Here is a 26,098-nt window from a genome sequence, read left to right on the forward strand (position 1 = left end):
TGCTGTGGTTTGCTCGTCGTTTCGGTCCTGCCCGTGCCCAAGGCCCCACCCAACCCCCGCGCCCTGTTTGCCGCTCGGCTGAAGCAAGCCCGTGCGTTACGCGACGTGCCCAGCCAGCGGGCGCTGGGGCTGAAAATGGGGCTTGAAAAACACGTGGCGGCCAATCGGGTCAACCGTTACGAGAGCCAGGCCAGGGGCATCGACCTGGACGGCCTGGGGAAGCTTGCCGAGGTGCTGCAGGTCCCCATGGCCTACCTCGTCGCCGAGGACGAGGCCACGGCGGACGCGGTGCTGGCGCTTGCTCAGTTGTCTCCGGAGCAACGCGCCAAGGCCGTCGCCGCCCTCCTCAAGGCCGCCGCGACGGACGGCGGGGCGGATTGACCGGCTCCGGTGGTCGCACGGCTTGGTCCGGGGTCGGCGGCGCTGGGGACATGTCCCGCGTCGGTGCAAGCTCGGCAGTGGGTTTGGCGGGCGGGAACTGGTGCGGGAACTGCGTCAGGAAATCCGCTGTTGCTAGCTCGAACGCCACCCCGGCCTTGTCTGTGGCTTCTTTGGTCTGCTCGCGCAACGCGCGGGCCTGCTGCTCCTGGATCCGGGCCTGCTGCCTCTGTTCTTGCATCGCCTGCGCCGCCCGGTCTTTCGCGGTAGGCCGTCCTACCTTGCGCAGCAACGTGGAGCGCAAATCGGTGGGCACCGAGAACGTGTTGGCATCGGCCACGGCCCTGCGGCGGGCCAGCCTGGCGTCCTCCCTGGCTTGTTTGGCATCCTCATGCGCCTGGCGCTTTTCGGCCAAGTCGTCACGCCGTTGGAGGAGCGTGCGAGAGACAGAACGCTGCTCAGGCGTGGCATTGCTGGACTGAAGGGCCCGGCGCGCCACCTTAAACATCCGTTCAATCATCTCGTCCAAGCTTTTTGCGACTTGCTCGCCTGCCATGAGTTCTGCCTGTCTGTCGGGTGTGGTTTTGCGTGAAGCGCGCTCGATGCCTGCCGCCCCCTTTCCCTGCTGACCGCCCCCAACGGGGGCCGGCCGGGGCATGGATGCTCCGGCTTTGTGCGCAGCGGGACGCTGTGCACGCGCCTGGACGGCGGCCCCTGGCTTGGGCGTCAGGAGTTGGACTGGAATGCGGAGCACCGCCGGACGAGGGTCGTGATGTCGCGGTGCATCTGTCCGCAAAACACGACTAAATCCGGCCCCTTCGGCGGCTGGTCGTCCGCCACCGGCCAGCCCAGGGTTAAGGTTGTGGAGTGGGCGCAGCGCAGGCATGCGCTCGTTGCCAACTCCGGGTTTTCTGACTCGGAGAGCATCAACGCTATCTCGCGTGAGAGCGGGGGCGCGTCGGCGCTGGGGATTGGTGGTAGTTCGGTCATGGCGTGGGGCCTCGGTGGGGGATGGCTGGGCAGCAGCGCGCAAGCGCACCGCCGATTCTTTGCGGCGTTCCAGAAGCGCTTGTGCGTGCAGGGCTTGCTCGTCCACATGGGCCAAGCGCCCCTCGGCTGCGGCTTGGGCTCTCAATGCCTCGAAGCGCTCGGCGTGGGCGATGACGCGGCTGTCGGCCGCTCGGCGGACCCGGTCGTTTCGCTTGGCGCGCGGCAACCGTTCGCCACGGCGGCGGGCTTGGGTGACCGCTTTGCCTTCGTGTTTGGTGGCCGGGCGGTCCAACTGGGCCGCCATGCCGAAGTCATCGTTTTGGACGGCCGCGGCCTGCTGGCTCAACAACGAACGATGGTCCACGCGTGCAGCCATGCCTTCGCTGGCCAGCAGGCGGTTGACGGCAGTGGCCCAGAACTCGCGTTCCCTTTCGGCCAGTGTGGGTTGCTTGGCGCGCTTGCACGCAATCGGGTCCAACGCCACAGCCTTCTTCCCCAAGCTTCCGTCTGGGTTGACGCTGCACGCGCTGAGCAAAATGTGGGCGTGGTGATTGCGCCCGTCCCCGCCCTTGCTCGGTTCGTGGATGGCCACGTCAGCGGCCACGCCGTAGCGCTCGGCCAAATGGCGGGCAAAGCCATGCGCCAGTTCTTGGCGCTTCTCGGCAGAGAGCTCGGCAGGAAGCGCCACCTCCACCTCGCGGCAAGTAATGGCGTCTCCACGCTTGTGGTGGGCCTCGACCCGATTCCAAAACTCGGCCCGGTCGGCGGTCTGTCCGCCGGGAAGGCAGAGCGCCGAAAACGCGACGCCTTGGCGGCGCGTGTAGTCGTGGACAGTCCCGGTCAATGCATCTTCAATCCGCACCCCTGCACGATAGGCAGCGCCAGCGGTGGACGAGTGTCCTCCCGAGCGCGAGTAAGCCTTAGCAGTGAGGTGGTAAATCGCCAATCCAGTCTCCGAGCGCAGCCCCTTGGGGGGCGAGCAATGGGGGGCTGGCGTGCGAAGCGCGCCGGGGTGTCGGGGGCGAAGCCCCTGACCGCACGTAATCCCGAAGGGATTACTCTAAGTGCGCTCTTGTTGTTTTCTTTGGGCGCTTCGCACCCGCATCAAACTCAAGAGAACCGGGGCTGCTCGCTGCGCTCGCTGGCCCCCTGAATCAGAGTTACATGCACAACGGAACTGTCAACTTTTTAGCCAAAGTCAAAAGCGGCGCTCGCTGCTCGCTCGCGCCAGAAAATGGGCGCTGCCCCCTTGCGCTCCGCGCTGAATCTGCTTGCATGATTTATCAGGACTTAATGCAGGCGTGCCGTGGCAGATATTGAAAAGCAAAAACTAAAACTGGCGAAGATGTTGGAAGCCGCGGCGAAGGAACAAGCAAAACTCCTGGTCGCTGAGAAGCAAGAGAAAGAGAGGCAGGCCCGCCAAGCCGCGCGCGACAAGGCCAAGGAGCGCGCCAAACTGTTCCGCTCGGCCGATGCGCATCGCAAGATTGGCTTGGGCGGCCTGGTCATCGCAGCAGGTGCCGATGGCTGGGATGAGGCAGAGATAGTCGGTGCCCTTTTGGTCATCGCCAGCCAACTCGAGCGCGAACCACAAAGGCGGGACGCACTACGCGAGCGCGGCATCAAACACCTCGAAGCTCGTGCGGCCGCACGAGAGGCGGCCCGGTCATGAGCGACGATAAGAGACCCACGGACCCGCTGCTTGAACAGCAGCGGGAAGCCCTGCGTGCTCACTTCCTGGGCTCGCTGGGCGACCTGCTCGACGCGCGTCGCAAGCGCAAGACGGAGTGCCCGACGCCCCCGCCAAACGCTCCGCGTGGCCAGAAGCCGAGCGGCTATACGCTGGTGGAAGTGTTGTTGGTGCTCGCCGCACTGTCGGCCATGGCGGCCGCCGGCTGGCTGCTGTTTGGCCCCACATCGGTGGCCGCCGACGTGAAACAAACTCAACTAGATTTCAGTGAAACCGCCAACGCCATCGACCGCAGCCTAGGAATCCTGGGCGGCTACTCTGGGCTGTCCACGTCCCTCGTGCGAACCGATGGGCTGGCCGCGCAGCGGCTGCGGCACAGCGATGGCTTACGCAACGCATGGGGCGGCTTGGTGTCGTTCTTGCCTAACACGGTGAAACGTGGAAACGACTCGTTTTTAGTCGAAACCCGCGACGTGCCCCAGGCGGCATGCGCCAAGCTGGTTGCCGCGATGGCCGGTGACCCGGCCGTGGCCGATGCGCAGGTCAATGGCGAGAGCGTCTATGTGAACAACAAATACGACCCGGCCAGCGCCGCCGTTGCGTGCGAGCAGCACGGCGGGGACCGCCTGGGCTTCGTGTATTTCTCCGGTCTGGCGTCCGGCTCGTCGGTTGCGGTGTCGTCCATCGCGCTGCCTACGGCTCCGCCATCGGTGAACCCGACCAACCCAGCCACGCCAGTCGCCCCGGTCAATGGAGCCCCCAGCGTGGGCGATGCTGTGCCTGGAACGCCTGGCGTGGTGACGCCTGGCACGCCCTCAGCACCACCCCCAGCCGTGCCTACGGCCCCGCCAGCACCAGCGACACCGACGACCCCGCCGCCAACGCCGGGAGTTTTACCTCCGAGCACGCCGACGGTTTTGCCGGTCTGCACGGTGCCGCCGACGCAATCTCAAAACGTGGGTTGCCCAGCTGGCCAAGTGGGCGAGCACTGGCAGCAACGAGAGGGCTATTGCGGCGAGGTGGGCGGGCCTTACGAGGCCTGGGCCACGGGGACCTATGGACCGTGGACGACTGTTTCCAGCACCTGCGCGCCCGCGTGCGTGGCTCCGTCGCCTACCTCCGTGGCCATCTCCCGCGACGCGCCGGCCGAACGCCAAAACGTCGGTTGCCCGGCTGGCCAGGTGGGCGAGCACTGGCAGCAGCGCAGCCGCGTCGAGAACGGCACGCGCACCACGTCCTGGGTGTGCCCGGCCGCCACCGGCTCGCCGGTGTCGAGCACGTCGGATAGCTGGAGCGGCACCTACACGGCTACCAGCGGGTGGGGGACTACATCCAACACCTGCGCCACGCAGGGGCTGGTGGTTACCTCGGGATTCGTCAATCTGTCTGTGGCCAATGCCTACGGAACCGTGGGCAACCGCACGTTGACCGAAGCCACGAGCTGGACTTACCTGGCGGGCCAGAGTTCCGAGTGGTCCAGCAGTTGGGGACCAGTGCGGGGCAATGGACAGATAGAAATCACGTTCAATGGCATCACTGCAACCATCACTGGCGGTGGGAGCAGCAGCAACACCGCACGTCCGGGAAGCCCGACGTCATTCACGGCTAGCAACCAGGTTCTCAGCTTCAACGGTAAGCGCGTGGAGTTTGAGTTTCGTGGCAACGCCTCCACTGACAATGGCTCCGTCATACGCGGCAGCGTTGCGTTTTACTACCGCGTTCTGCCCTGACGTAGCATCAGAAAGCCCCGCATTGCGGGGCTTCCTCTTGGCTTCATTTCGGTTTATTTGGGTTCCGCCAACTCCCCCGGCGTAACAACGAAGTGGCCCAGGTTTCGTTCGGTCCCTTTGCCCTCCTGGTAGAGCAACTGACCTTCTGCCACCAGGTAGCCCGGGCCGGCGGCATAATCGCCGCTTGAGAAGTAGGCGCCGCCCACACGCTCAGAACGCCCACGCTTCACCATTCGGCCCGACGACAGCGGATTTTCCGCGTAGAAGGACACGTCTGCGGCGGTCGGCAGCACTGAACGGGTGTGGGGATGAGAGTGGATAGAGACGTTCAGGGCGTGCATGCCGTCGGGCACGTTGGACCGCGACATGGAACAGGTCATCGCCCCTTTCGTCGTGCCCAAGCGGATGCCAAACCGCTCTGCATCCGCAGACTGGGCGACCATGCCGCAAACCTCGTGGCCGCTTTCACGGGTGTGCTGGTCCAGGACCGGGGCAATGCGCAGCATGAAATCGCTCAGGCCTTCCCCGGGCTCGCTTACCAGTTCCGCCAGGTGCAGCCCCTTCCAACCCTGCTCCGTTCCGGTGGGCGGAATCGAACCGCCCTGCGCCCAGGCCGGAACGCCGGCCAACAAAGCCATCACCGCCACAAGTTTCCACAGCATGCCGTCCTCTTTCGAGAACGGCCGCCCACGAGCCCCTTACCGTGCCTGCATGCTACGATTGGGTATCGTTTGAGGTATCGTTTTGAGGGAGCGGGCCCGGCAACTTTTCCTTGCAGTTCAACTGCTTAGAAAGAGGTGCTGGGACGATCCGCCCACCTCCACCAACGAACGGTTCGTCAAGGACCGGAGAAGCCCGGAAATTCCACCAGCGTGGGTTTCCGGGCTTTTTTATTGGCTGCTCTACGCCGCTGCGAAGTTCGACGCCGCGGCGCAATCGCGGTCCGATGCCGTCAAGCAATGTCGGCAACCGCCATCTTCTCTCGCTTTCGACATCACTAAACCACTTCAGAAATTTCCCACCCTCTCCTTGGGGGGGATGTGTCCGCGAAGCCGTTCGTCCTTGGTCGCCATCAAAAGGAGACCACGGGACACCTGCACCCTTCACATCCAAGCCGAGCCCGAAGGGCACGGCCTGTTCGACACATCTTCCACAAAGGAACTGTATCCATGCGTACGTCGCTTCGGGTTTCCCTTGCCAGCGCCATCACCCTGGTCCTGGCCAGCGCCCCCGCCTTCGCCCAACCCACCGAACGGGTATGGACGCGAGGCATGGCCAGCAACGAGCAGTACAGCAGTTTCATCGTCAAGTACCGGGACGGCAGCAGCAAGCGCGTCTCCGCCACCACCGCGCAGGATGCGCTGAAGAAGCGCCTCGGCGTCCAGCAGCGCAGCAAGCGTTCGATCGGCAACGCACCGCCAGCAGCCGCGTCCGTAACCCATCAACGCCGCATGGGCGGCGGGGCCGACGTGGTCACCACGGACAAGCCACTGGACCTCCCGGAAGCGCAGATCCTGATGCAGCGCATCGCCGACGATCCGGATGTGGAGTACGTGCAGCCGAACTACATGATGAGCGCATTCGCCACACCGAACGACCCACGCTACGGCGAGCAGTGGCACTACAGCAATCCGACCAGTGGTGCGCGCCTGCCCGGCGCGTGGGATCGCTCCACTGGCCAGGGCGTGGTGGTGGCTGTGGTCGATTCGGGCTACCTCAACAACAACGACCTGCAGGCCAACCTGCTGCCGGGCTACGACATGATCTCGTCGACCCGTCCGTTCAGTGATTGGCAGTGCATCATCGGCGGAATGAATCCCGGCTGTGGCGGATCCGACGATGGCGATGGACGCGACGCCGATGCCTTCGATGCCTCGGGCATCGCACACGGCACCCACGTCGCCGGAACGGTCGCTGCGGTGACCAACAACCAGATCGGCGTGGCCGGCGTGGCCTACAACGCGAAGGTCGTGCCGGTACGCGTACTCGGCAACCAGGGCAATGGCGGTTCCGCCGACATCATCGATGGCATGCTCTGGAGTGCCGGTATCAACGTGCCCAACGTCCCGGCCAATGCGAACCCGGCCGAAGTCATCAATCTCAGCCTGGGCGGCCGCCGCGCCTGCTCGCCGGCCGAGCAGGATGCAATCGACGACATCACCGCGCAGGGCACGATCGTGGTGGTCGCCGCCGGCAACAGCAATCTGGATGTGTCCGAGTTTGCTCCGGCGAACTGCAAGGGCGTGATCGCGGTGGCTGCCAACGATCAGGGCGGGCGACGCGCGTTCTACTCCAACTATGGCGCAGGCATCCATATCACCGCACCCGGTGGTGAAACCTGGTCCTGCCGCGCGTCCGTCGGCGAGTTCCTGCCGCTGGCCACGCCGCCTAGCCAGGCAAACTGCGCCCCGACCCGTCAGCATCCGGCGCAGGGCATCCTGTCCACGGTGGGTAACAACGCCTTCGACTTCATGTCCGGCACTTCGATGGCGGCGCCTCACGTCGCTGGCATCGTCGCGCTGATGCAAGCGGTGGCGCCGGTGCCCAAGACCACCGACCAGGTCAAGGACATCCTGCGTCGCACTGCGCACCCGATCGCCGCAGCGAACTGCCCGGGTGGCTGCGGGCCAGGCATCATTGACGCGGCCGAAGCCGTGAAGGCAGCCAGCAACTGATGGCATGGCGCAGCGGCCCGGCAAGGTCGCTGCGCCCTCCTCCGTTCCTCAGTTCACGTCTGCCGGAAAGCGGCATCGCTTCACCAGCAGCATGCCCAGCATCGGCGCCAACGCGAAGGTGGCAAACAGCCACCGGGCCGCACGCGCGGTTCCCTCGGCCCCGCCCGGCTCGATCAGTCCCGCTGCATTGGCGACCATCCCGGCAAGCGCTGCCCCGGCCGCGGTGGCGAACAGCTGGATGGTGGTGATCGACGCACCGGCGCGCTCCTGTTCCTCCGGCGGTGCAGAGGTCAGAACACGTGTCAGCAGGTGAGGCCAAGCCAGACCCACGCCGATCCCGATGACGGCCAGCGCCACGCAGATCGGCACCATCTGCAACCACGTACCGCTGCCCGCAGCCGGCACCCGCAGCGCCAGCCCGATCATGCCCACCCACCCCAGCGCCGGGCCGATCATCAACGCCCGGTCAACGGCGCGCCCGCTGAAGCCGGAGCCGACCAACGACCCGAGCGTCCAACCGGCCGCCATCAGCGCCGCGAGGTAGCCCGCAGCAAGCGGTGATTGCTGATGCAGCACCTGCAGGAACAGTGGCACGAAGACCTCGCCGCTGGTGATCATCACCACCAGCAGCGACATCAGCCCATACAACGCGGCCAGCCGCGAGCGGAGCCGGAGAGCGCCGGAAGGAAGCAGCGTCTGCTTCGCGCGGGACTCGATCCTCACCAGCACCACTGCGAGGAACACGGCCATCACGATGCCAATGAAATTGTTGACTGCGCTCGAGGATGTACTGCCAAGGGAGACGCTGATGACGGCCAGGGTCAGCAGCAGGATCTGCAGCCACGGGACCGAGGACCTGGCCGCAGCTGAAGACGATGCCTCCCTCTGCGGAAGGACGTTCGACGCCAGCAGCGCGAACAACACGGCAACCGCGGTGACCGACCAGAATGCGGCCCGCCATACGCCCCATTCGGCGAAGACGCCGCCCACCGCAGGCCCGATCAACGTCGCCACGCCCCACATCCCCGAAACCAGGGCCATCGCGCGGGGCCAGAGCGGTTCTTCGAACGCGAGCCGGATCATGGCGTAGGCCAGTGCGAACAGGAAGCCGCCGCCGACACCCTGCACCAGCCGCCCCACCAGCATCATCGGCATCGAGGTCGCGAGCGCGCAGATCACGGCACCGGCTGCGAAGATGAGCGTCGCCAGTGCATAGCTTCCACGAGGCCCGGCACGTTCAAGCAGCTTGATCGACAGTGCCGAACCCAGGATGGACGCGACCACGAAGAGCGTGGTGTTCCATGCGTAGAGATCCAGGCCACCGATGTCCTCCACCACGGTTGGCAACATGGTGGTGGCGATGTAGACGTTGACCGCATGCAGTGCGACCCCGCCCGCCAGGGCAAGTGAGCGCACTGCATTGCGGCCGGACAGGAGATCGCCCCAGCGGGTGCCGGGGACGGCGATGCCTTGCTGTTCCATTTTCGTTCAAACCTATGATTCATGACCTGCAGCCCAGGGTTCACATGCAGGAAAAAGGGAACTGCCTTATAAAACCTCATGTATTGATGAGGTCAAGGAACCCCGGCCATGAAGATCGATGTCAGCGTTCCGCTTTCCGTGGGCGAAGTCGCGCGTCGCAGCGGGGTCAGCATTGCCACCGTGCACTTCTATGAAGCCAAGGGACTGATCCATGGCTGGCGCAACAACGGCAACCAGCGCCGCTACCGCCGCGACGTGCTGCGGCGCATTGCCGTGATCAAGGTCGCACAGCGGGCGGGCGTTCCTTTGGCCACGATCAAGATCGCGCTGGATGATCTTCCAGCCGAACGGGCGCCCAGTTCGAAGGACTGGGCAAGGCTGTCCAGCAACTGGCGCGACATGCTGAACGAGCGCATCCGCAGCCTGGTCCAGCTGCGCGACCAGCTCGACGGCTGCATCGGCTGTGGTTGCCTGTCACTGAAGGACTGTCCGTTGCGAAACCCTGGCGACCAGTTGTCACAACGCGGCGACGGCGCCGTCTTGCTTGAATCGGACGACGGCAACCGGAATGGGTCATGATCCATTGCTGCACGCGGCACTGACTGGAACATCGCACAATGAGGCGGCATCCTCCGTCCGTGTTGCTGCCCACTATCTACAGAAGGACCTGCGATGAGAACCGTGATCATCACCTCTGCCCTGCTCCTGGCTGCTTGTGCCGCGACCCCGGCTGCGCACGCGGCTGCACCCGCCATCGCGCCGCCCGGCACCGCAACACTCGAAGCCCTGCTGGCCTGCAAGGCAGGCTCGACCTTCAGCGAAGCCGAGGCCATCGATGCCCTGCAGGCAGCCGGCCTGGCCAGAAAGCCTGGCGGCACGTTCGAGCCGGAAACCACGCCGGTCGCCCTGTTCGGCGGTACCGTCACCCATGCCGACGTGAATGTCGCCGAGGGCGAGAAGAGCATCTTCGTCTACTTGAACGGTGTCGACCCCAAGCGCCTGGCCAAGACCTGGTCGGTGACCACGGTCAACGAATACGCCAACACCGAAGCACCGTCCTACGTGAAGCGCATCGACAAGCACCACACCCTGCACGTGATTGCCGGTGATGATTACGAAGGCTATTCCGCTGCCGTGAAGTGCCAGATCACACCGTGACGGCCTGACCCGCGCTAGAGCCAGCGCCGTACCCGCTGGCGGAAGGCTGCGTATGCCTCGGGAAAGCGGGCCGACAGTGCCCGCTCTTCCGGCATGATCTGCCATCGGTTGATGTACAGCACGAACAGCGGCACGGCCAGCAGTGCGGTCAGGTTCTGCAGGTACAGCATCGCACCTGCCAGGACAGTGGCCTGGCCCAGGTACATCGGGTTGCGCGTGTAGCGGTACACGCCGTGCGTGACCAGCACGCTCGACGTCGCTGGCCGCAGGGGGTTGACCGTGGTGCCCACGCGCCGGAAGGCCAGCTTCGGCAGCAGGTTCAATACCACGCCGAAGGCCATCACCAGACCCGCAAGCACCTCCGGCACGGGTAGCTGCAGCGCCCCGCCCGGCTGCCATCGGCTGCCCATGTAGCCGATGGCGGCGCACAACAGCATCACAAGAGGCGGAGGAACACGGGTCTCAAGCCATCGCATCGCAGCCCCGCATTCATCCTGTTCACCCCAGTGTCACACGGGAATGCCTGAATCGCCCGGTTGGCGGCATTTCCGCGCTCCAAACCGACCGCCCGGTATCTTCCGCTTTGACATGCCGACCGCTAGAGTGGCGCCACCGCGCAGGAGGATCGTATGGCAACCACGGGCTTGGGCTTCATCGGCCGCACGACCCTCATCATCACCGTGCTGCTCACTCTGGGCGGCTGCGCGACGTTGCGCCAGTTCGGGCCGTCGGTGCAGGTGGCCTCGGTCACCCCCGGCCAGTACATCGCCCTGAAACGCGGCGACATCCTGACCACCGGCAAGCTCAGTTCGGCCACCATGGAAACCCTGCGCGTCGCCGGCCTCGACGAAGGCGTCTGCGCCAAGCCAGGCCTGCCCTGCATCGAGGCCATGGAAGGCAGCATCGTGGTGCGCGAGGAGGACAAGCGCTCCAGCCTGGCCGAGCTGTGGCTGCAGTATGCGATGACCTTGCCCGCGCCCAAGCGCGAGTACTCCACGTCAGGCCGCGCCAAGAGCGCGATCACCGAACTGGATGCGGACTTCCAGCCGCGCCTGGACGCGTGGATGCAGGTCGCGCGGCAGGCCTACGCCTACCTGTTCTTCACCGAGCGCACGGCCAACCAGCGCGGTTTCGAAGACCGCCAGACCCAGGTGCGCGACTACTACAACCTGGCCGTGCAGGAAGCCTCGGTGCAGTTGTACAACGCCTATGCCACCGGGCGCGTGCATGGTGAAGCCAGCCACTTCCAGCTGGGCCGCTGGACGTTCGTGCTGGCGCCGTCGGGCCAAGCATCACCGCTGGATACGCGTACGCCCACCGAACTGGTACCGGCAGCCTCGCTGTCGTTCACCGGCACGCTGCGCAGCGTGCATCGCCGCGATGGCTTCGGTGCCGAACTGGTGGCCGTGATGGATGATCCCGCCGCCACTACGGCCACCACGCCGCCGGCCACCACAGCCGCCGCGCAGGCCACCACGCCCGTCACGCAGAGCTGGAGCGAGATGCCGTCGCCATCGATGACGGTGCTGCTGCGCTTCTCCGGAAAGAACCTGTGGGAAGTACTGCACGACGACGAGCCGGAACTGGAGATCCACGATCCCTACCAGGTCACGGAAGTCACCCTGCATGGGCAGCAGGTGCCATTGGCCGCGAACTTCACCGCAGGCTACGCACTGTGGCTGGCGCGCTCCAATTTCAGCCACCAATCGCTGCGTTCGCTGTTCGGTGGCAAGGGCGGCATCGACACGCCGCATCTGTACATGATGCAGCCCTACGACCCAAACCGCCGCGTGCTGCTGATGATCCATGGCCTGGCCAGCAGCCCGGAAGCCTGGGTCAACGTCGCCAACGAGCTGATGCGCGACGACGAGATCCGCCAGGACTTCCAGGTCTGGCAGTTCTACTACCCGACCAACATGCCCATCGCGATGAGCCACGATGCGATGCGCCACACGCTGGATGAGGTGTTCAAGCACTTCGACCCCAGCGGCAAGGCGCAGGCCTCGCATGACATGGTGCTGGTCGGGCACAGCATGGGTGGGGTGATCTCACGGCTGATGGTGTCTTCTTCCGGCGACCACCTGGTAGAGACCCTGCTGGCGACCGCACAGATGACGCCTGCGCAGCAGGAGCTGCTGCGCACCAAGGGCGCGCCGGTGCTGACCTTCCTGCCGGAACCGGAAGTATCGCGCGTGGTATTCATTGCCACGCCGCACCGCGGTACCGATGTGGCGAGCACCCGCCTCGGCCGCTGGATCGGCCGCCTGGTACGGCTGCCACTGACCGTCCTGGAGGACGTGGCCACCATCGCCAACGACGGCAAGATCGATCGCAACGACGGCAAGCACGGCTACCAGATGAACAGCATCCAGAACCTGGACAAGGACGATCCCTTCGTGCGCGCCGTGGCCGACCTGCCGATGGCACCGAAGGTGCGTTACCACTCGATCATCGCGCGCGCCAAGGCAGATGGTCCGCTGGAAAAGACCGACGACGGGCTGGTGCCCTACTGGAGCTCGCACCTTCCGCACGCGGATTCGGAGAAGGTGATCGTGTCCGGGCACAGCGTGCAGGAAGCCACGCCGGCCATCGTCGAACTGCGGCGGATCCTGCATGAAGACATGCAACAGCACGGCGCCGTGGTGAAATAGCAGGGGGCGAATGAGGGGAAAACCCTCATCGCCTGTACGCATCCGCCCTTCTATGCTGGCTCCACTACCCCACTGGAGGTCCGCATGAACACGCAAGAGCCCAGCCGCCACCCCAGCCCCGATCCGGCCGAGCGCGACGCCTTCTTCCCGTCGCCGTACTCGCTGTCACAGTTCACATCGGCGAAGAGCGACCTGTCCGGCGCCGACTATCCCGACGCTCGCCGCGATGGCCGCTGGAAGGTGCTGATGATCGCTGCGGACGAACGCTATCTGCCCACCGCAAACGGCCACCTGTTCTCCACCGGCAACCATCCGGTGGAAACCCTGCTGCCGATGTACCACCTGGACAAGGCCGGCTTCGACATCGATGTGGCGACGCTGTCCGGCAACGCCGCCAAGTTCGAGTGGTGGGCGTTCCCGCATGAGGACAAGGAGATCGGCGGACTGTACGACCGCTACGAAGCCCGCTTCCGCCAGCCACTGCCGTTGGATGAGGTGGTGGCAGGCCTCGATGCCGCGTCGGACTATGCAGCCGTGTTCATTCCCGGTGGCCACGGCGCCCTCATCGGACTGCCGCAGAGTCGCGCGGTAAAGGCGGCCCTGCACTGGGCGATGGCCGAGCAACGTCACATCATCACCCTCTGCCACGGCCCGGCCGCATTGCTGGCCGCAGGCGTTGACGAGTCCGACGGTGGTTCGCTGTTCCGCGGCTACCGCATCTGTGCCTTCCCCGATGCGATGGACCGGCAGACGCCGGAGATCGGCTACATGCCCGGGCAGCTGCCGTGGTTCTTCGGTGAGCGCCTGGCGCAGCAGGGCGTGCAGATCGTCAACGACGGCATCGATGGCAGCGTGCTGCAGGACCGCCTGTTGCTGACCGGCGACAGCCCGCTGGCCGGCAATGCGCTGGGCAAGCTGGCCGCGCGCACGCTGCTCGACGCATTGGCCGGGCGCTGACTGGCGTGAGCGATCTGGTGCAGGCGTTGCTGGAACTGGAACGCGCCCGCTCACTGAGTGCGGTGGGCGCGGTACTACGCGGCATCTCTGCACCGCTGGGCTACGACCGCGTGCTGGTGTTCGCCACCGGCACGGGGTTGGAACGCGGTACCCAGCGCGTGTACTGGATCGAGGGCGACTGGTTCGGCGACGGCAGCACTACCGACCTCGCGCGCTACCTGCACGCCTGTCCGGTCAATCGCCACGTTCTGGACAGTGACGCGCCGTTCTTCTGGAGCAAGCGCCAGGGCGTTCGCGGCGAACGCTATCAGGTGGTAAAGCAGCCACGTGGTGAAGGCCTGCACGGTCTGCAGGTGCCGGTGTTCGGCACCACAGGGCTGGAAGGCGCGATCAGTTTTGCCGGGACAGCGATCGATGCATCGGCCAGCGCGCGACTGCTGCTGGATGCTGCTGCAGCTGCAGCATTCCGTGCCGCACGCCGGCTTTCCGAGACGCCCACCGAGCTTTCCGGAAGTGCGTTGAGCACGCGCGAACGCGAGGTGCTGCGCTGGGTCGCCGCCGGCCGTCGCCAGGCGGAAATCGCGGCCACGCTGGGGCTTTCCGCCCGTACGGTGGAGAATCATCTGCGACGCGCGCGCCAGCGCCTGGGCGTGGCAACCACCGCGCAGGCGGTGCGTGCTGCCAGTCGGCGCGGCGAGATCGAGGACTGATCCGGGCAAGACACTTCCGGCGCTCTGGTTCGCGTGTTACACACGCCATGCGCATGTGCGCGATTGCAGAAAGCAAGGACGATGCTTATGAAACTGCAACTGGCCGCGATGGCCGCGTTGGTGATGGCAACGGCAACCCTGGCTCCGGTGGCGGACGCCAATGCCGGGGGACCGAAAGAAAATGTTTCGTGCGTGCCGGTGAAAGTGGACCACAACCGGGTCCACCAGCACTGCACGGAAACCTACACCGATGAGTTCGGCAACGTGTACGAAGCCGAGTACTGGATCGACGAGTACGGCAACCCTTACCTGCGCGACTGAGCCGGCAGGGGACTGCGCCGGGCCGCCCGCAGGGCCGGCGCGCATGTAGCAGCTGCCGCTCGGGTGCATGCTCTACCCGGGGGTAGTTGCACGACACCGCGCAGATGCGCGATTGCAGACACAAGGATGATGCCCATGAAACTGCACCTGGCCTCGATGGCCGTACTGATGTTTGCCGTGGGAGCTCTCTCCACGCCGTCCCAGGCCACCGCCGGCGGTGGTGGCGGTGGTCCGGAGAACACGAACTGCGTTCGGGTCAAGATGGGGCCCTATTACCATCAACGTTGCGAAGTGACGTACTTCGACGAGGACGGCACTCCCTACATCCAGGTGTACTGGATTGACCAGAATGGCCAGTGGTACCTGCCCGCCGACTGAGCACCCATGACCTCCTGATCGCGCCCGCGCGATCCGCCGGGCGGGACCTTCACCGCCCGCCCGGCATCTTCCATCCGCCCATCCCGGCATATCGCCGACCCCACCGTCCATGGCATGCTTCATGAAACCGTTTTCATGGAATGGAGGGATTCCACGATGTTGTCGCGTTTCCGTCGCCCTGCGCTGTGTGCGCTGCTGGCGCTTGCTCTGCCTGCCGTCGCCTGGGCTGCTGCGCCGGTGCCACTGAAAGTGATGTCGTTCAATGTCCGTACCCCGGCCGATACCGAACCGGGCAAGCGCTGGCCGGACCGTCGCGATGCCATGGTCAAGGTCATCCTCGATGCACACCCGGCCGTGATTGGCACGCAGGAGCTGGTGAAGGAACAGGCCGACTTCCTGTCCGGGCATCTGCCCGGCTACCGCTGGTTCGGTGAAGGCCGCCGCGGTGGCAGCGGCGATGAACACATGGGCGTGTTCTACGACAGCAAGGTGCTGGCCATCGAGGAATCCGGCAACTTCTGGTTATCCGATACGCCCGAAGTACCCGGCAGCATCAGCTGGGGCAACCTGTACCCGCGCATGGTCACCTGGGCCCTGTTCCGGCGCCTGGACGATGGCCGCCGTTTCTACTTCATGAATACCCACCTGCCCTATCGCGACGAGGACGAACCGCGCCGGGTGAAGGGTGCCGAGCTGATCGGCAAGCGCCTGCAAGCCCTGCCTGCCGACCTGCCGGTGGTCCTGACCGGTGACTTCAACAGCGAGCCCGGCGGTGACACCTACAAGGCATTCACTCGCCTGCTGCAGGACACACGCACGCAGGTGAAGGCACCGCAGGGACCACGCCTGACCTTCCACGACTTCACCGGCAAGGCCACCGTGCAGCTGGACTGGGTGCTGGTGCGCGGCTTCCATGCCCGCAGTTTCCTCACCGATGACCGCCGCATCGACGGCGTGCTGCCGTCGGATCACTTCCCGCTGGTGGTCGAGCTGGACTGGCCGAAGCACTGAATCTCCGCGGCCGCCGTGGCTACCGCGGCGGCTGCCGCGACAACAGCCGGTACAATGCCAGGTGCTGGTTGCGCGCCTGGCAGATGCGGGCGCCGACAGCAAGGAACACGGCAACGCCGATCAGGCCCAGCCCCAGCATCGGATCAGGCAGTCGCAGGAAACCGATCGCAGCGGCCATCGTCGCCAGCACCAGCAGCACAACGACCGCCACCGAAAGGCCCGCGCCGGGTGGCCCCGGGTCGCCAAACAGCATGCGCTGGGTATCCCGCCTGTCATCACTCATCGTCTTTACTCCCTGGAATCTGCCCCACTAGTTACACGGCGGACACGGCTTCCGGCAGAGTCAGAAACGTCACGACTGTGACAACGTCCACAGCACACACCGCGCTACCCTGCCCCCGTTCCCGAACTGTGGAGAAAGGCATGGCACACCAGAGTCGCCTGGCCGGTTTCATCATCGATTGCGAGGGCATTCCCGCCGACGAAGGCGCCCGCTTCTGGTCCGCCGCGCTCGGCCTGCAGGCGCAGCCCGCCTATGCCGAAGACGGCGCCGAGTACGCCGACCTGCAGGGCGCGCCCGCAGGCCTGAACGTGGAGGTGCAACGCGTCAATCATCCTTCACGGGTGCACCTGGACATCGAGAGCGACGACATCGACGCCGAGGCCGACCGCCTGGAGAAGCTCGGCGCGCGGCGGATAGGCTTCGTCAAACGCTGGTGGGTGATGGAAGCACCGACCGGCCATCGCTTCTGCATCGTGCGCATGCGCGAGCGCGAGGTACCGGCCAATCACTGGCCCTGAAAGAAGAAAGGGACGGAAGCCACTGCTTCCGTCCCCTGCGGTTACTGCACCTGCGCCACACTCGCCGGCTGCGGTGATTGACCCCAACCACCCAGCGCCTTGTACACCCCCACCACGCTGACGTTGACCTCGGCTTCGGCCGCGGCCAACGCATCATCAGCGGACAGCTGGGTGCGCTGTGCATCGAGCAGGGTCAGGAAGTCCTCCGAACCCTCGCGATAGCGGATCTGCGCCAGCGACTCGGCACGGCGTGCCGCCTGCGCCTGCTCGACCACGATCGCCAGCCGCGCCTGCTGCTTGGAATAGCGGGTCAGCGCGTTCTCGGTGTCTTCCAGTGCCAGCAGCACCGTCTGCTCGTACTGTGCTGCCACGCCTTCGGCCTCGGCCTTGCTGGCACGCAGGCGTGCACGCACGGTGCCGAAATCGAAGGCCGCCCAGCTCAGCGACGGCGTCAGCGACCAGGCCTTGTTGTTGCCATTGACCAGGCCACTGGCATCGCCACCGAGGAAGCCGACGAATCCGGACAGCGACAGCCGCGGGAACAGATCGGCCGTGGCCACGCCCACCCGCGCGGTAGCGGCGGCAAGACGACGCTCGGCCACGCGCACGTCGGCGCGTTGGCGCAGCAGCTCGCGGGTATCGCCCAGCGGCAGCGCCTTGGCGAATGCCGGCACTTCGTGCGGCGCAAGCATGGCGGTCAGCGTTTCCGGACGCTGGCCCAGCAGAACCGCCAGGCGGTTGCGCGACTGCGTTTCGGCCACTTCCAGCAGCGGAATGTCGGCCTCGATCGCCTTCAGCCGGGCACGACTGCTCTGCACGTCCAGCTCGCTGCCGGCGCCCAGCTCCCAGCGTGCCTCGGTCAGCTTCTGCGTCTCGCGCAGATTGACCAGGGTGTGCTGGGCCACGGCGATGCGCTTCTGTGTGCCGCGCAGCTCGAAGTAGTTGCGTGCCACTTCGGCGGCGATCAGTACCTGTGCGTCGGCCAGGTTGGCCTGCTCGGCGTCGAGGTCGGCACGCGCGGCTTCTGCAGCACGGCGCTTGCGGCCGAACAGATCCAGCTCCCAGCCCGCATCGAAGCCGAGCTGGTAGCTTTCACTGAACACCCGCTGCCCACCCAGCTGCGGATCGGGTTGCTTGCGGCGATCGTAGCTGCCGCCCGCGGTAACGTGGGGCGCCTGGTCGAAGCGGCTTTCGACGAACACCGCGCGGGCCTGGCTGACGCGGGCCACGGCCACGCGCAGGTCCAGGTTGTCCGACAGTGCGCCGTGAACCAGTTCTTCCAGCACCGGATCATCGAACTGCGCCCACCAGCTCGCCACCGGCGAGGTGGTGCTGAACACCGGCTGCTGCGCCCCCTGCAGCACCACCGGTTCCTGCACCGGCGCCTTGTAGTTCGGGCCGACGCTGACACAGCCTGCCAGCACCAGGCTGGAGACGGCCATCGCCAACGTGCGGATCACCATGGCAGCACCTCACCCAGGTAGGTGAAGCTGCCGTTCGGGCCTTCATGGCCGATCAGTGCCATCTGCACGCTGGAGCGCGCGCCTTCGCTGATCTCAATCTCGCCGTGGCCGCCGTTCATATCGGTTTTCACGTAACCCGGATGCACGGTATTGACCTTGATCTGGGTGCTGCGCAGTTCATGCGCCAGTGCCAGCGTCCAGCTGTTCACCGCTGCCTTGGAGGCGTTGTACGCGGGGATCTTGAAATCGTAGATGCCCGAGGTCGGATCAGCGTGCAGGGTCTGCGAGCCGAGCATGCTCGAAACGTTGACGATCCGCCCGGACTTGGCCTGCCTGACCAGTGGCAGGAAGGCCTGGGTCACCGCAACCAGTGCGTACACGTTGGTGTCGAAAGTGCGCTTCCAGGTATCCAGCGACTGTTCGGACGGCGCTTGCGCCGGGTTCTCGATCATGATGCCGGCGTTGTTGACCAGGATGTCCAGGCGCCCATGGCGCTGGCGTACCTGCTCGACCGCTTCGGCGATGCTGGCGGCATCGGTCACGTCCAGCTGGATGGCTTCCACCGGCAGGCCCTCGGCCTGCAGCTTCAGCGCCTGCTCTACGGCGGTCTCGCGCTTGCGGCCGGCCAGCAGCGTATGCACGCCGGCCTGGGCCAGCTGGCGCACGGTCTCGGCGCCGATGCCGCGGGTGGCGCCGGTGACCAGCGCGATCTTGTTCTGATGAGAGTTCATGGATTCTTGCCTCGTGAGGGGGAAGCCGCCGCCGGCCAGCGACCGGCGGCGACGGGGTTCCATGTCAGTGGTGGATGGTCGGCTCGCCGTGCTGCACCAGCTGGCCACCACCGTTGCGGGTGACGAACTTGCGCAGGGCCACGTAGAACACCGGGGTGAGGAACAGGCCGAACAGGGTCACGCCCAGCATGCCGGCGAACACGGTGATACCAGTCACCGAGCGCACCTCGGCACCTGCACCGTGCGACAGCACCAGCGGTACGGTGCCGGCGATGAACGCGATGGAGGTCATCACGATCGGGCGCAGGCGCAGGCGGCAGGCTTCCAGCGCAGCTTCAACGATACCCTTGCCGCCCATCTCCAGCTCTCTGGCAAATTCGACGATCAGGATCGCGTTCTTGCACGCCAGGCCCATCAGCACCACCAGGCCGACCTGCACGAACACGTTGTTGTCACCACCGGTCAGCCACACGCCGAACAGCGCGGACAGCAGGGTCATCGGCACGATCAGGATCACCGCCAGCGGCAGCGACCAGCTCTCGTACAGTGCGGCCAGCACCAGGAAGGCCAGCATGATCGCCACCGGGAACACGATGAAGGCGGCCTTGCCCTGGGTTGCCTGCTGGTAGCTCAGGTCGGTCCATTCGGTGGTCATGCCCACCGGCAGCACCTTGCCGGCGATCTCGGTCAGCTTGTTCATCGCCTCGGCCGAAGACAGCAGGCGCGGGTCGGCTTCACCGGCCAGATCCGCCGCCGGATAGCCATTGAAGCGCAGCACCGGGTCCGGGCCGAAGGTCTGCTTGATGGTGACCATCGAACCGATCGGCACCATCTCGCCGCGGTCATTGCGGGTACGCAGCTTGCCGATGTCCTCGACCGTTTCGCGGTACGGACCGTCCGCCTGCGCGATGACCTGCCAGGTACGGCCGAACTGGTTGAAGTCGTTGACGTAGGCCGAGCCGAGGTAGGTCTGCAGCGTGTCGAACAATTCGGTGAGCTGCACGCCCTGTGCCTTGGCCTTGACGCGGTCGACCTCGGCATCCAGCTGCGGCACATTGGCCTGGTAGCTGGAAATCGGGAAGGCCATGCCCGGCGTCTGCGCAACGGTGCCCTGCATCGCCTGTACGGCATTCTGCAGCGCGCCGTAACCCAGGTTGCCACGGTCCTCGATGAACATCTGGTAGCCGTTGCCGTTGCCCAGGCCGAGGATCGGCGGCGGCATCATCGAGAAGGCGAAGCCTTCCTGCAGGCCGGCGATCTTCTGGTTGATCTCGGCGTTGATCTGCGCGGCGGTACGGCCATGACGCTCGGCGAACGGCTTGAGCGGAATGAACGCCACACCGGTGTTCGGCGTGTTGGTGAACTGCAGCGCGTTCAAACCCGGGAACGAGATGGTGTGGGCCACGCCATCGGTTTCCTGGGCGATCTTGGCGACCTTGCGCAGCATTTCATCGGTACGCGCGATCGACGAACCTTCCGGCAACTTCACACCGGCAATCAGGTACAGCTTGTCCTGGGTCGGGATGAAGCCCGGCGGCACCAGCTTGAAGATCACACCGGTACCGACCAGCAGGATCGCGTAGACCACGAACACCGCACCACGACGGCCGAGGATGCGGGCCACGCCACGCTCGTACTTCTCCGAACTGGACTTGAAGAAGCGGTTGAACGGACGGAACACCCAGCCGAACAGGCGGTCGATCAAGCGGCTCGGGCCGTCCTTCGGCGCACCATGGGCCTTGAGCAGGCGCGCAGCCAGGGCCGGCGACAGGGTCAGCGAGTTGATCGCCGAGATCACCGTGGAGATGGCGATGGTGACCGCGAACTGCTTGTAGAACTGGCCAGTGACACCCGACAGGAAGGCCATCGGCACGAACACGGCACACAGCACCAGCGCGATCGCGATGATCGGGCCGGACACCTCACGCATGGCCTGGTGGGCCGCGGCGGTGGGCGACAGGCCTTCTTCGATGTTGCGCTCGACGTTCTCCACCACCACGATCGCGTCATCGACCACGATGCCGATCGCCAGCACCAGGCCGAACAGGCTCAGCGTGTTGATCGAGAAGCCCAGCAGGTACAGCGCGGCGAAAGTACCGACCACCGACACCGGCACCGCGATCAGCGGAATGATCGACGCACGCCAGGTCTGCAGGAACAGGATCACCACCAGCACCACCAGCGCGATCGCTTCCAGCAGCGTGGAGACCACGGCCTTGATCGAGTCGCGCACGAAGATGGTGGTGTCATACACGGCTTCGTACTTCACGTCGGCCGGCATGGTCTTCTGCATCTCGTCCATCGTCGAGATGACCTGGTCACGGATCTCCAGTGCATTGGCACCCGGCGACTGGAAGATACCGATACCCACCGCGTTCTTGCCGTCCAGCTGCGAACGCAGGGTGTAGTCACCGGCACCCAGTTCCAGGCGGGCCACATCGGCCAGGCGCACGATCTCGCCATCAACACCGCTCTTGAGCACGATGTCGCCGAATTCCTTTTCAGTCTTCAAGCGGCCCTGGGCATTGATCAGGGTCAGGAACTGGCTGTTCGGCAGCGGTTCGGCGCCGAGCTGGCCGGCCGAGACCTGCACGTTCTGCTCACGCATGGCGCGCACTACGTCACTGGCGGTCAGGCCGCGCGAGGCGACCTTGTCCGGGTCCAGCCAGGCGCGCATGGCGTAGTCACCACCACCGAAGATCTGCGCGTCACCCACGCCCGGAATACGCGCCAGCGCATCCTTGACGTGCAGACGGGCATAGTTGCGCAGGTACAGGGTGTCGTACTTGCCGTTCGGCGAGGTCAGGTGCACCACCATCAGGAAGGTCGGCGACTGCTTCTGCGTGGTCACGCCCTGCCGGCGCACGTCCTCGGGCAGGCGCGCCTGCGCCTGCGCCACGCGGTTCTGCACCTTCACCGCCGCCGCGTCCGGGTCGGTGCCCGGGCGGAAGGTGACGGTCATCTGCAGCACACCGTCCGAGCCGGCGACCGACTTCAGGTACATCATGCCTTCGACGCCGTTGATCGCCTCTTCAAGCGGCGTGGCGACGGTCTCGGCAATGACCTTGGGGTTGGCGCCCGGATACACCGTGCGCACGACCACCGACGGCGGCACCACTTCCGGGTACTCGCTGATCGGCAGGATTGGAATCGTGATCAGGCCTGCGGCGAAGATCACGATCGACAGCACCGCCGCGAAGATCGGCCTGTCGATGAAGAAACGGGAAAAGTCCATGGAGGAATTCCTGGGAAAGGCGTTCGGCGGGCAACAGCCTCCCCGCCCCTCGCCGAGATGACGAAGGCAGGGAAGGCTGCTGCTGGCGCCGGCAGCTAAGCGGGGACGCGGATCAGGAGACGGCGGATCAGTGGTTCAGCGCGGCGGTGGCATCGCGGCCCGGTGCCGGCGGCGCAGCCTGCGGCTGCATCGCCACGGCCTTGGCCTGCACCGGCATGCCCGGCATGAAGACCTTCTGCACGCCGTCGATGATCACCTTGTCGCCGGCGGCCAGGCCGTGCTCGACAATACGCAGGCCGTCGGCGGTGCGGCCGAGCTGGATGTCACGGCGCTGGGCCTTGCCATCCTTGTCGACCACGTACACGTACTTGCGATCCTGGTCGGTCAGAACAGCCTTCTCGTCGATCAGCAGGGCCTGGAACTGGCCGCTGCCGAGCAACTGCACGCGGGCGAACAGGCCCGGCGTGAACTGGCGATCGGCGTTGTCCAGCAGCGCGCGGACGCGGATGGTGCCGGTGCTGCGTGCCACCTGGTTGTCGAGGAAGTCGACCTTGCCCGAATGCGGGTAACCCTCTTCGCCGGACAGGCCGACCTTCACCGGCAGATCGCTGTCACGCTCGCTCGGGCGTTCACCCTTGCGTGCCATCTGTGCATAGCGAAGGAAAGTGCTTTCATCGGCATCGAAGTAGACGAACACGGTGTCCAGCGAGACCAGCGTGGTCAGCACGCTGGCGCTGTCGCCGGCGGTGACCAGGTTGCCGGCGGTGACCATCGCGCGGCCGGCACGGCCGTCGATCGGCGCACGCACCTTGGTGAACTCCAGGTTGAGGCGGGCCGCATCCAGCGCAGCCTGGGCCGCCTGTACGGCGGCACCGGACTGGTCAGCCGCAGCGCGACGCTGTTCGGCCGTCTCGGTGGAAATGGCCTGCTGCTCGGACAAGCGCTTGGCGCGCTCGGATTCACTGCGGGCCAGCGTGGCCTGGGTGCGGGCGCGGGCCAGTTCGGCAGCGGCGCGATCGTACTCGGCCTGGTAGCTGCGCGCGTCGATGGTGAAGAGCACTTCGCCCTTCTTCACTTCCTGGCCTTCGACGTAGTTGACCTTGTCGATGTAGCCGGACACGCGCGGGCGCAGTTCAACGCTCTGTACCGCTTCGACGCGGCCGCTGAACTCGTCCCACTGGCTGACCTGCTTGACCAGCACCGGTGCAGCACTGACCTGCGGCGGCGGCGGTGCACCGGCTTCTTCGGCGTGGCCGCCGCTGCAGGCCGCCAGCACGGCTGCGGCGAGGATCGACACGCCAACCATCGCGATGCGATGGCCGAAACGATGTGGGGTGGAATTGGGGGAAGTCATGGCATGCATCCGTACGGAGGGGTGGTACAGCTAGATGAGAACGTGTTGCAAAAACAGGCGGCGTATCCTGCGACCTCAACCATGGTCGAGGTCAAGCGACGCCTGCGGTATCGCGCCACAGGGGAGGAACGTCCAGGTGCAGCAGGCCGCGCGGCAGTTCGGCATCACTGCTGTCGCAGCGGACGATGGCGCGGTTGTCGCGGCAGCCGTCGAGCAGGGAGACCACGCGACGGCCGACCAGCAGTGAGCTGGGCCACTCGATGCAGGCATTGGCCGCGTTGGCCGGCGTACACACCGGGCTGCAGACTTCCAGCATCTGCGCGCGCACGCCCAATGCCTGGGCTTCCTGGTGCACCACCTGCGCGTACATACGCAGCGCCGCAGTGGTGATCGAGGTTTCGCCGTAGCCCGCCCATGGCTTGGCATTGGCCGGGCTGCCGATCATCACGTAGCGGCGCGCATGCACGTTGTCCTGCAGCAGCGGCAGCAGATGACGCACCGCGTGCACGTGCGGCATCAGATCGGCCTGCATCGCACCCAGCAGTTCATCGCCGTTGCGGTCAGTCACCCGGCCGCGACGGTAAGGGCCGCCCATTGCGGCGATCACTGCCGCCAGCGGACGCGGGCGATGCGCGATGCGTTCGGCCAGTGCGCGCGCCGAGCCGTCATCGCTGAGCGAACCCAGCAGCGTCTCCAGGCCCGGCTCATCGGCGAACTGCTCATGCAGCGCCGCCAGCCGGCCCGGGTCGCGACCGACCACCAGCACCGGGCTGCCGGCTTCCAGCAGTGCGCCAACCACGCCCTGGCCGACGGCACCGGTGCCGCCGAGGACCAGGACTTCGGGCGTCAGCATCCCATTCACGGGACATTTCCTCCCAAATCCGGGATAGTCCCGATTCGACGCAGCCGGTCGCCCTTGTGCGGGGCCAGGCGGATGGCACCGCCACGCTGCTGACGCATCGGCGCGGTAAACTCACGGAAGTCCTTATGTACCAAGGAACTCGGGCGGACTTCAACGGTCATTGCCAGGTCCAGGGTGCTCTGGCCGGCGTTCCGGAGACGGGCAAGAATGTTGCGCAGGCTCATGGCGGACGGGCTCCAAATAACGAATGGCGCCACGATAGACCTCAAACCTTTACTTGATTAGTCCTGATTAAGGGGAATAATCATCCCGCTCTCGGTCCAATCGTTCTGTCACGATTGTCCCATCCCCGACGTCCAGGATCCCAGACCATGTCCCACGATCTCAACGAGACGCTGATCTTCGTCAAAGTGGTCGAGCAAGGCAGCTTCATTGCCGCTGCCAAATCGCTCGGCCTGCCCAAGACCACGGTCAGCCGCAAAGTGCAGGAGCTGGAAACGCGCCTGGGTGCGCGCCTGCTGCACCGGACCACCCGCCGCCTCGGCCTGACCGAAGCGGGTTCGATCTACCACGAACATTGCCAGCGCATCGCGCGCGAGCTGGAAGAAGCCGAGAGCGCGGTGAGCCAGCTGCAGTCCGGTCCGCGCGGCTGGCTGCGCTTCACTGTGCCCTACTCGATCGGCATCACCTGGATTGCACCGCTGCTGGGCCAGTTCCATGCGCAGTACCCGGAGATCCGGCTGGACATGCATATGGGCAATGAGAAGCTGGACCTGATTGCAGGTGAGGCGGACCTGGCCCTGCGCGTGGGTGCCCTGCCCGATTCCAACCTGGTGGCACGCAAGCTGGGCAGCCTGCGCACGCAGGTGTTCGCCAGCCCGGCCTACATCGAGCGCTATGGCGAGCCGCTGCATCCGGAAGAGCTGCAGTTCCATCGCATCCTAGCGATGCGCAAGCCGTACCACACCGGCAACTCGCCGCGCTTCACCTGGCAGCTGGGCGAGAACGGTGGCGAGCTGCGTGACTTCCCGGTCACCCCGCTGATGACCGCCAACGACATGTCCGCGCTCAATGGTGCGCTGGTGTGTGGCGAAGGCCTGCTGTTGACCGGCGATGTGATGGCCAAGCCGTTCGTTGAGTCGGGCATGGTGCGCCGTGTGCTGGCTGGCTGGACCGGGCCGGAAGTGGACTTCAACGCCGTGTTCGCCGGTGGCCGCCTGGTCTCGCCGAAGGTGCGTGCATTCGTCGACTTCCTGGTCGAGAAGCTCAACTTCGACGCCAATTACATGCTGGCGCAGTGCCCGGGCGCGAAGCTGGCGCAGCAGCAGAAGGAAAAGGAAGACGCGGCGCTGGAAAGCAGCGGCAAGCGGATCCTGGAGAAGGTGGCCGCTTCGGCCGCATGACCGGAAGCATCCACGCATGGCGTGGATCTACCGGCATTCCGTAGAGTCGAGATCCTATGTTCGTGGTCAAGCCTGCTGGAAGCAGGCTTGACCCACCTTCAGCATCGCCGGATCGAAG

Annotated in this window: 25 protein-coding genes; 14 read left to right on the forward strand and 11 right to left on the reverse strand. The window is 65.6% G+C overall.

Translation table 11 applies throughout. The annotated features are described in order from the left end of the window. Positions 1 to 33 precede the first annotated feature (33 nt). The gene (locus ACMZ91_RS06960; protein ID WP_258391272.1) at positions 34 to 381 is read left to right on the forward strand and encodes a helix-turn-helix domain-containing protein; all 348 of its coding nucleotides are present in this window, start codon (positions 34 to 36) and stop codon (positions 379 to 381) included. On the opposite strand, the gene ACMZ91_RS06965 is transcribed toward ACMZ91_RS06960, so the two are convergent. Further along, positions 347 to 2,212 (reverse strand): MobA/MobL family protein, encoded by a 1,866-nt coding sequence (locus ACMZ91_RS06965; RefSeq protein ID WP_258391271.1) that lies wholly within the window; start codon positions 2,210 to 2,212, stop codon positions 347 to 349. The genes ACMZ91_RS06960 and ACMZ91_RS06965 overlap by 35 nt on opposite strands. A 462-nt stretch (positions 2,213 to 2,674) precedes the next feature. Between ACMZ91_RS06965 and ACMZ91_RS06970 the strand changes: the two genes are divergently transcribed. After that, complete coding sequence (locus ACMZ91_RS06970) at positions 2,675 to 3,040, forward strand: conjugal transfer protein TraD (protein WP_111118558.1); 366 nt, start codon at positions 2,675 to 2,677, stop codon at positions 3,038 to 3,040. Then, the gene (locus tag ACMZ91_RS06975) at positions 3,037 to 4,788 is read left to right on the forward strand and encodes a type 4 pilus major pilin (protein WP_111118559.1); all 1,752 of its coding nucleotides are present in this window, start codon (positions 3,037 to 3,039) and stop codon (positions 4,786 to 4,788) included. Before ACMZ91_RS06970 ends, ACMZ91_RS06975 begins: the two co-directional genes overlap by 4 nt. Before the next feature lie 53 nt (positions 4,789 to 4,841). Here ACMZ91_RS06975 and ACMZ91_RS06980 read toward each other — a convergent pair whose 3' ends face one another. Further along, a complete protein-coding gene (locus ACMZ91_RS06980; protein ID WP_111118560.1) occupies positions 4,842 to 5,450 on the reverse strand; it encodes a hypothetical protein in 609 nt (202 codons plus the stop codon). A 507-nt stretch (positions 5,451 to 5,957) separates the two neighbouring features. Between ACMZ91_RS06980 and ACMZ91_RS06985 the strand changes: the two genes are divergently transcribed. Continuing rightward, positions 5,958 to 7,463, forward strand: coding sequence for a S8 family serine peptidase (locus ACMZ91_RS06985; protein ID WP_223224726.1), 1,506 nt, complete (start codon positions 5,958 to 5,960; stop codon positions 7,461 to 7,463). Between the two features lie 48 nt (positions 7,464 to 7,511). Here the strand turns inward: ACMZ91_RS06985 and ACMZ91_RS06990 are convergent, their stop codons facing one another. Next, positions 7,512 to 8,945: an MFS transporter gene (locus ACMZ91_RS06990; RefSeq protein WP_125895154.1), complete on the reverse strand. Its 1,434-nt coding sequence runs from the start codon at positions 8,943 to 8,945 to the stop codon at positions 7,512 to 7,514. 108 nt (positions 8,946 to 9,053) lie between these two features. Between ACMZ91_RS06990 and soxR the strand changes: the two genes are divergently transcribed. Beyond that, positions 9,054 to 9,524 (forward strand): redox-sensitive transcriptional activator SoxR, encoded by a 471-nt coding sequence (gene soxR, locus ACMZ91_RS06995; RefSeq protein ID WP_071229468.1) that lies wholly within the window; start codon positions 9,054 to 9,056, stop codon positions 9,522 to 9,524. Positions 9,525 to 9,617: 93 nt separating this feature from the next. Continuing rightward, a complete protein-coding gene (locus tag ACMZ91_RS07000; RefSeq protein WP_071229467.1) occupies positions 9,618 to 10,103 on the forward strand; it encodes a hypothetical protein in 486 nt (161 codons plus the stop codon). A 14-nt stretch (positions 10,104 to 10,117) separates the two neighbouring features. Here ACMZ91_RS07000 and ACMZ91_RS07005 read toward each other — a convergent pair whose 3' ends face one another. Continuing rightward, positions 10,118 to 10,579, reverse strand: a complete 462-nt coding sequence (locus ACMZ91_RS07005) for a methyltransferase family protein (protein WP_197655778.1) — start codon at positions 10,577 to 10,579, stop codon at positions 10,118 to 10,120. A 153-nt stretch (positions 10,580 to 10,732) separates the two neighbouring features. Here ACMZ91_RS07005 and ACMZ91_RS07010 point away from each other — a divergent pair, with 153 nt between their 5' ends. From ACMZ91_RS07010 to ACMZ91_RS07035, 6 genes are all read left to right on the forward strand, one after another. Continuing rightward, positions 10,733 to 12,754, forward strand: coding sequence for an esterase/lipase family protein (locus ACMZ91_RS07010; protein ID WP_049462604.1), 2,022 nt, complete (start codon positions 10,733 to 10,735; stop codon positions 12,752 to 12,754). Between the two features lie 84 nt (positions 12,755 to 12,838). Next, the gene (gene hchA / locus ACMZ91_RS07015; RefSeq protein ID WP_049462603.1) at positions 12,839 to 13,711 is read left to right on the forward strand and encodes a glyoxalase III HchA; all 873 of its coding nucleotides are present in this window, start codon (positions 12,839 to 12,841) and stop codon (positions 13,709 to 13,711) included. A gap of 5 nt (positions 13,712 to 13,716) precedes the next feature. Then, positions 13,717 to 14,421 carry a PA1136 family autoinducer-binding transcriptional regulator gene (locus ACMZ91_RS07020; RefSeq protein WP_049423583.1) on the forward strand — a complete coding sequence of 235 codons (705 nt, stop codon included), beginning with the start codon at positions 13,717 to 13,719 and terminating at the stop codon, positions 14,419 to 14,421. A gap of 87 nt (positions 14,422 to 14,508) precedes the next feature. Beyond that, a complete protein-coding gene (locus ACMZ91_RS07025) occupies positions 14,509 to 14,742 on the forward strand; it encodes a hypothetical protein (protein ID WP_032128272.1) in 234 nt (77 codons plus the stop codon). 135 nt (positions 14,743 to 14,877) lie between these two features. Continuing rightward, positions 14,878 to 15,120 (forward strand): hypothetical protein, encoded by a 243-nt coding sequence (locus ACMZ91_RS07030; RefSeq protein ID WP_134951213.1) that lies wholly within the window; start codon positions 14,878 to 14,880, stop codon positions 15,118 to 15,120. Between the two features lie 156 nt (positions 15,121 to 15,276). Continuing rightward, positions 15,277 to 16,131 carry an endonuclease/exonuclease/phosphatase family protein gene (locus ACMZ91_RS07035; RefSeq protein WP_201118768.1) on the forward strand — a complete coding sequence of 285 codons (855 nt, stop codon included), beginning with the start codon at positions 15,277 to 15,279 and terminating at the stop codon, positions 16,129 to 16,131. A 19-nt stretch (positions 16,132 to 16,150) separates the two neighbouring features. Here the strand turns inward: ACMZ91_RS07035 and ACMZ91_RS07040 are convergent, their stop codons facing one another. After that, positions 16,151 to 16,414, reverse strand: coding sequence for a hypothetical protein (locus tag ACMZ91_RS07040; RefSeq protein ID WP_049423576.1), 264 nt, complete (start codon positions 16,412 to 16,414; stop codon positions 16,151 to 16,153). A 140-nt stretch (positions 16,415 to 16,554) separates the two neighbouring features. On the opposite strand from ACMZ91_RS07040, the gene ACMZ91_RS07045 reads away from it, so the two are divergent. Further along, positions 16,555 to 16,932 (forward strand): VOC family protein, encoded by a 378-nt coding sequence (locus tag ACMZ91_RS07045; RefSeq protein ID WP_164081134.1) that lies wholly within the window; start codon positions 16,555 to 16,557, stop codon positions 16,930 to 16,932. 41 nt (positions 16,933 to 16,973) lie between these two features. On the opposite strand, the gene ACMZ91_RS07050 is transcribed toward ACMZ91_RS07045, so the two are convergent. The 6 genes from ACMZ91_RS07050 to ACMZ91_RS07075 all read right to left on the reverse strand — a co-directional run bounded on the left by ACMZ91_RS07050 (position 16,974) and on the right by ACMZ91_RS07075 (position 24,801). Next, entirely contained in the window at positions 16,974 to 18,395 is a 1,422-nt protein-coding gene (locus ACMZ91_RS07050; protein WP_414578139.1) for an efflux transporter outer membrane subunit, read from the reverse strand. Next, complete coding sequence (locus tag ACMZ91_RS07055; RefSeq protein ID WP_012510730.1) at positions 18,389 to 19,126, reverse strand: SDR family oxidoreductase; 738 nt, start codon at positions 19,124 to 19,126, stop codon at positions 18,389 to 18,391. The genes ACMZ91_RS07050 and ACMZ91_RS07055 overlap by 7 nt, the downstream gene beginning before the upstream one ends. Before the next feature lie 64 nt (positions 19,127 to 19,190). Further along, complete coding sequence (locus ACMZ91_RS07060) at positions 19,191 to 22,361, reverse strand: efflux RND transporter permease subunit (RefSeq protein ID WP_032128264.1); 3,171 nt, start codon at positions 22,359 to 22,361, stop codon at positions 19,191 to 19,193. A gap of 127 nt (positions 22,362 to 22,488) precedes the next feature. Beyond that, on the reverse strand, positions 22,489 to 23,715 hold the full coding sequence (locus tag ACMZ91_RS07065; RefSeq protein WP_032128263.1) for an efflux RND transporter periplasmic adaptor subunit: 1,227 nt from the start codon (positions 23,713 to 23,715) through the stop codon (positions 22,489 to 22,491). Positions 23,716 to 23,806: 91 nt separating this feature from the next. Continuing rightward, complete coding sequence (locus ACMZ91_RS07070; RefSeq protein ID WP_049400332.1) at positions 23,807 to 24,577, reverse strand: SDR family NAD(P)-dependent oxidoreductase; 771 nt, start codon at positions 24,575 to 24,577, stop codon at positions 23,807 to 23,809. Further along, positions 24,574 to 24,801: a hypothetical protein gene (locus ACMZ91_RS07075; RefSeq protein WP_032128321.1), complete on the reverse strand. Its 228-nt coding sequence runs from the start codon at positions 24,799 to 24,801 to the stop codon at positions 24,574 to 24,576. Before ACMZ91_RS07075 ends, ACMZ91_RS07070 begins: the two co-directional genes overlap by 4 nt. 147 nt (positions 24,802 to 24,948) lie before the next feature. Here ACMZ91_RS07075 and ACMZ91_RS07080 point away from each other — a divergent pair, with 147 nt between their 5' ends. Further along, positions 24,949 to 25,980, forward strand: a complete 1,032-nt coding sequence (locus tag ACMZ91_RS07080) for a LysR family transcriptional regulator (RefSeq protein WP_005409107.1) — start codon at positions 24,949 to 24,951, stop codon at positions 25,978 to 25,980. Positions 25,981 to 26,098: the final 118 nt, after the last annotated feature.

Source organism: Stenotrophomonas sp. FR024 (assembly GCF_047500745.2).
In the GTDB taxonomy this organism is placed as follows: domain Bacteria; phylum Pseudomonadota; class Gammaproteobacteria; order Xanthomonadales; family Xanthomonadaceae; genus Stenotrophomonas; species Stenotrophomonas maltophilia_A.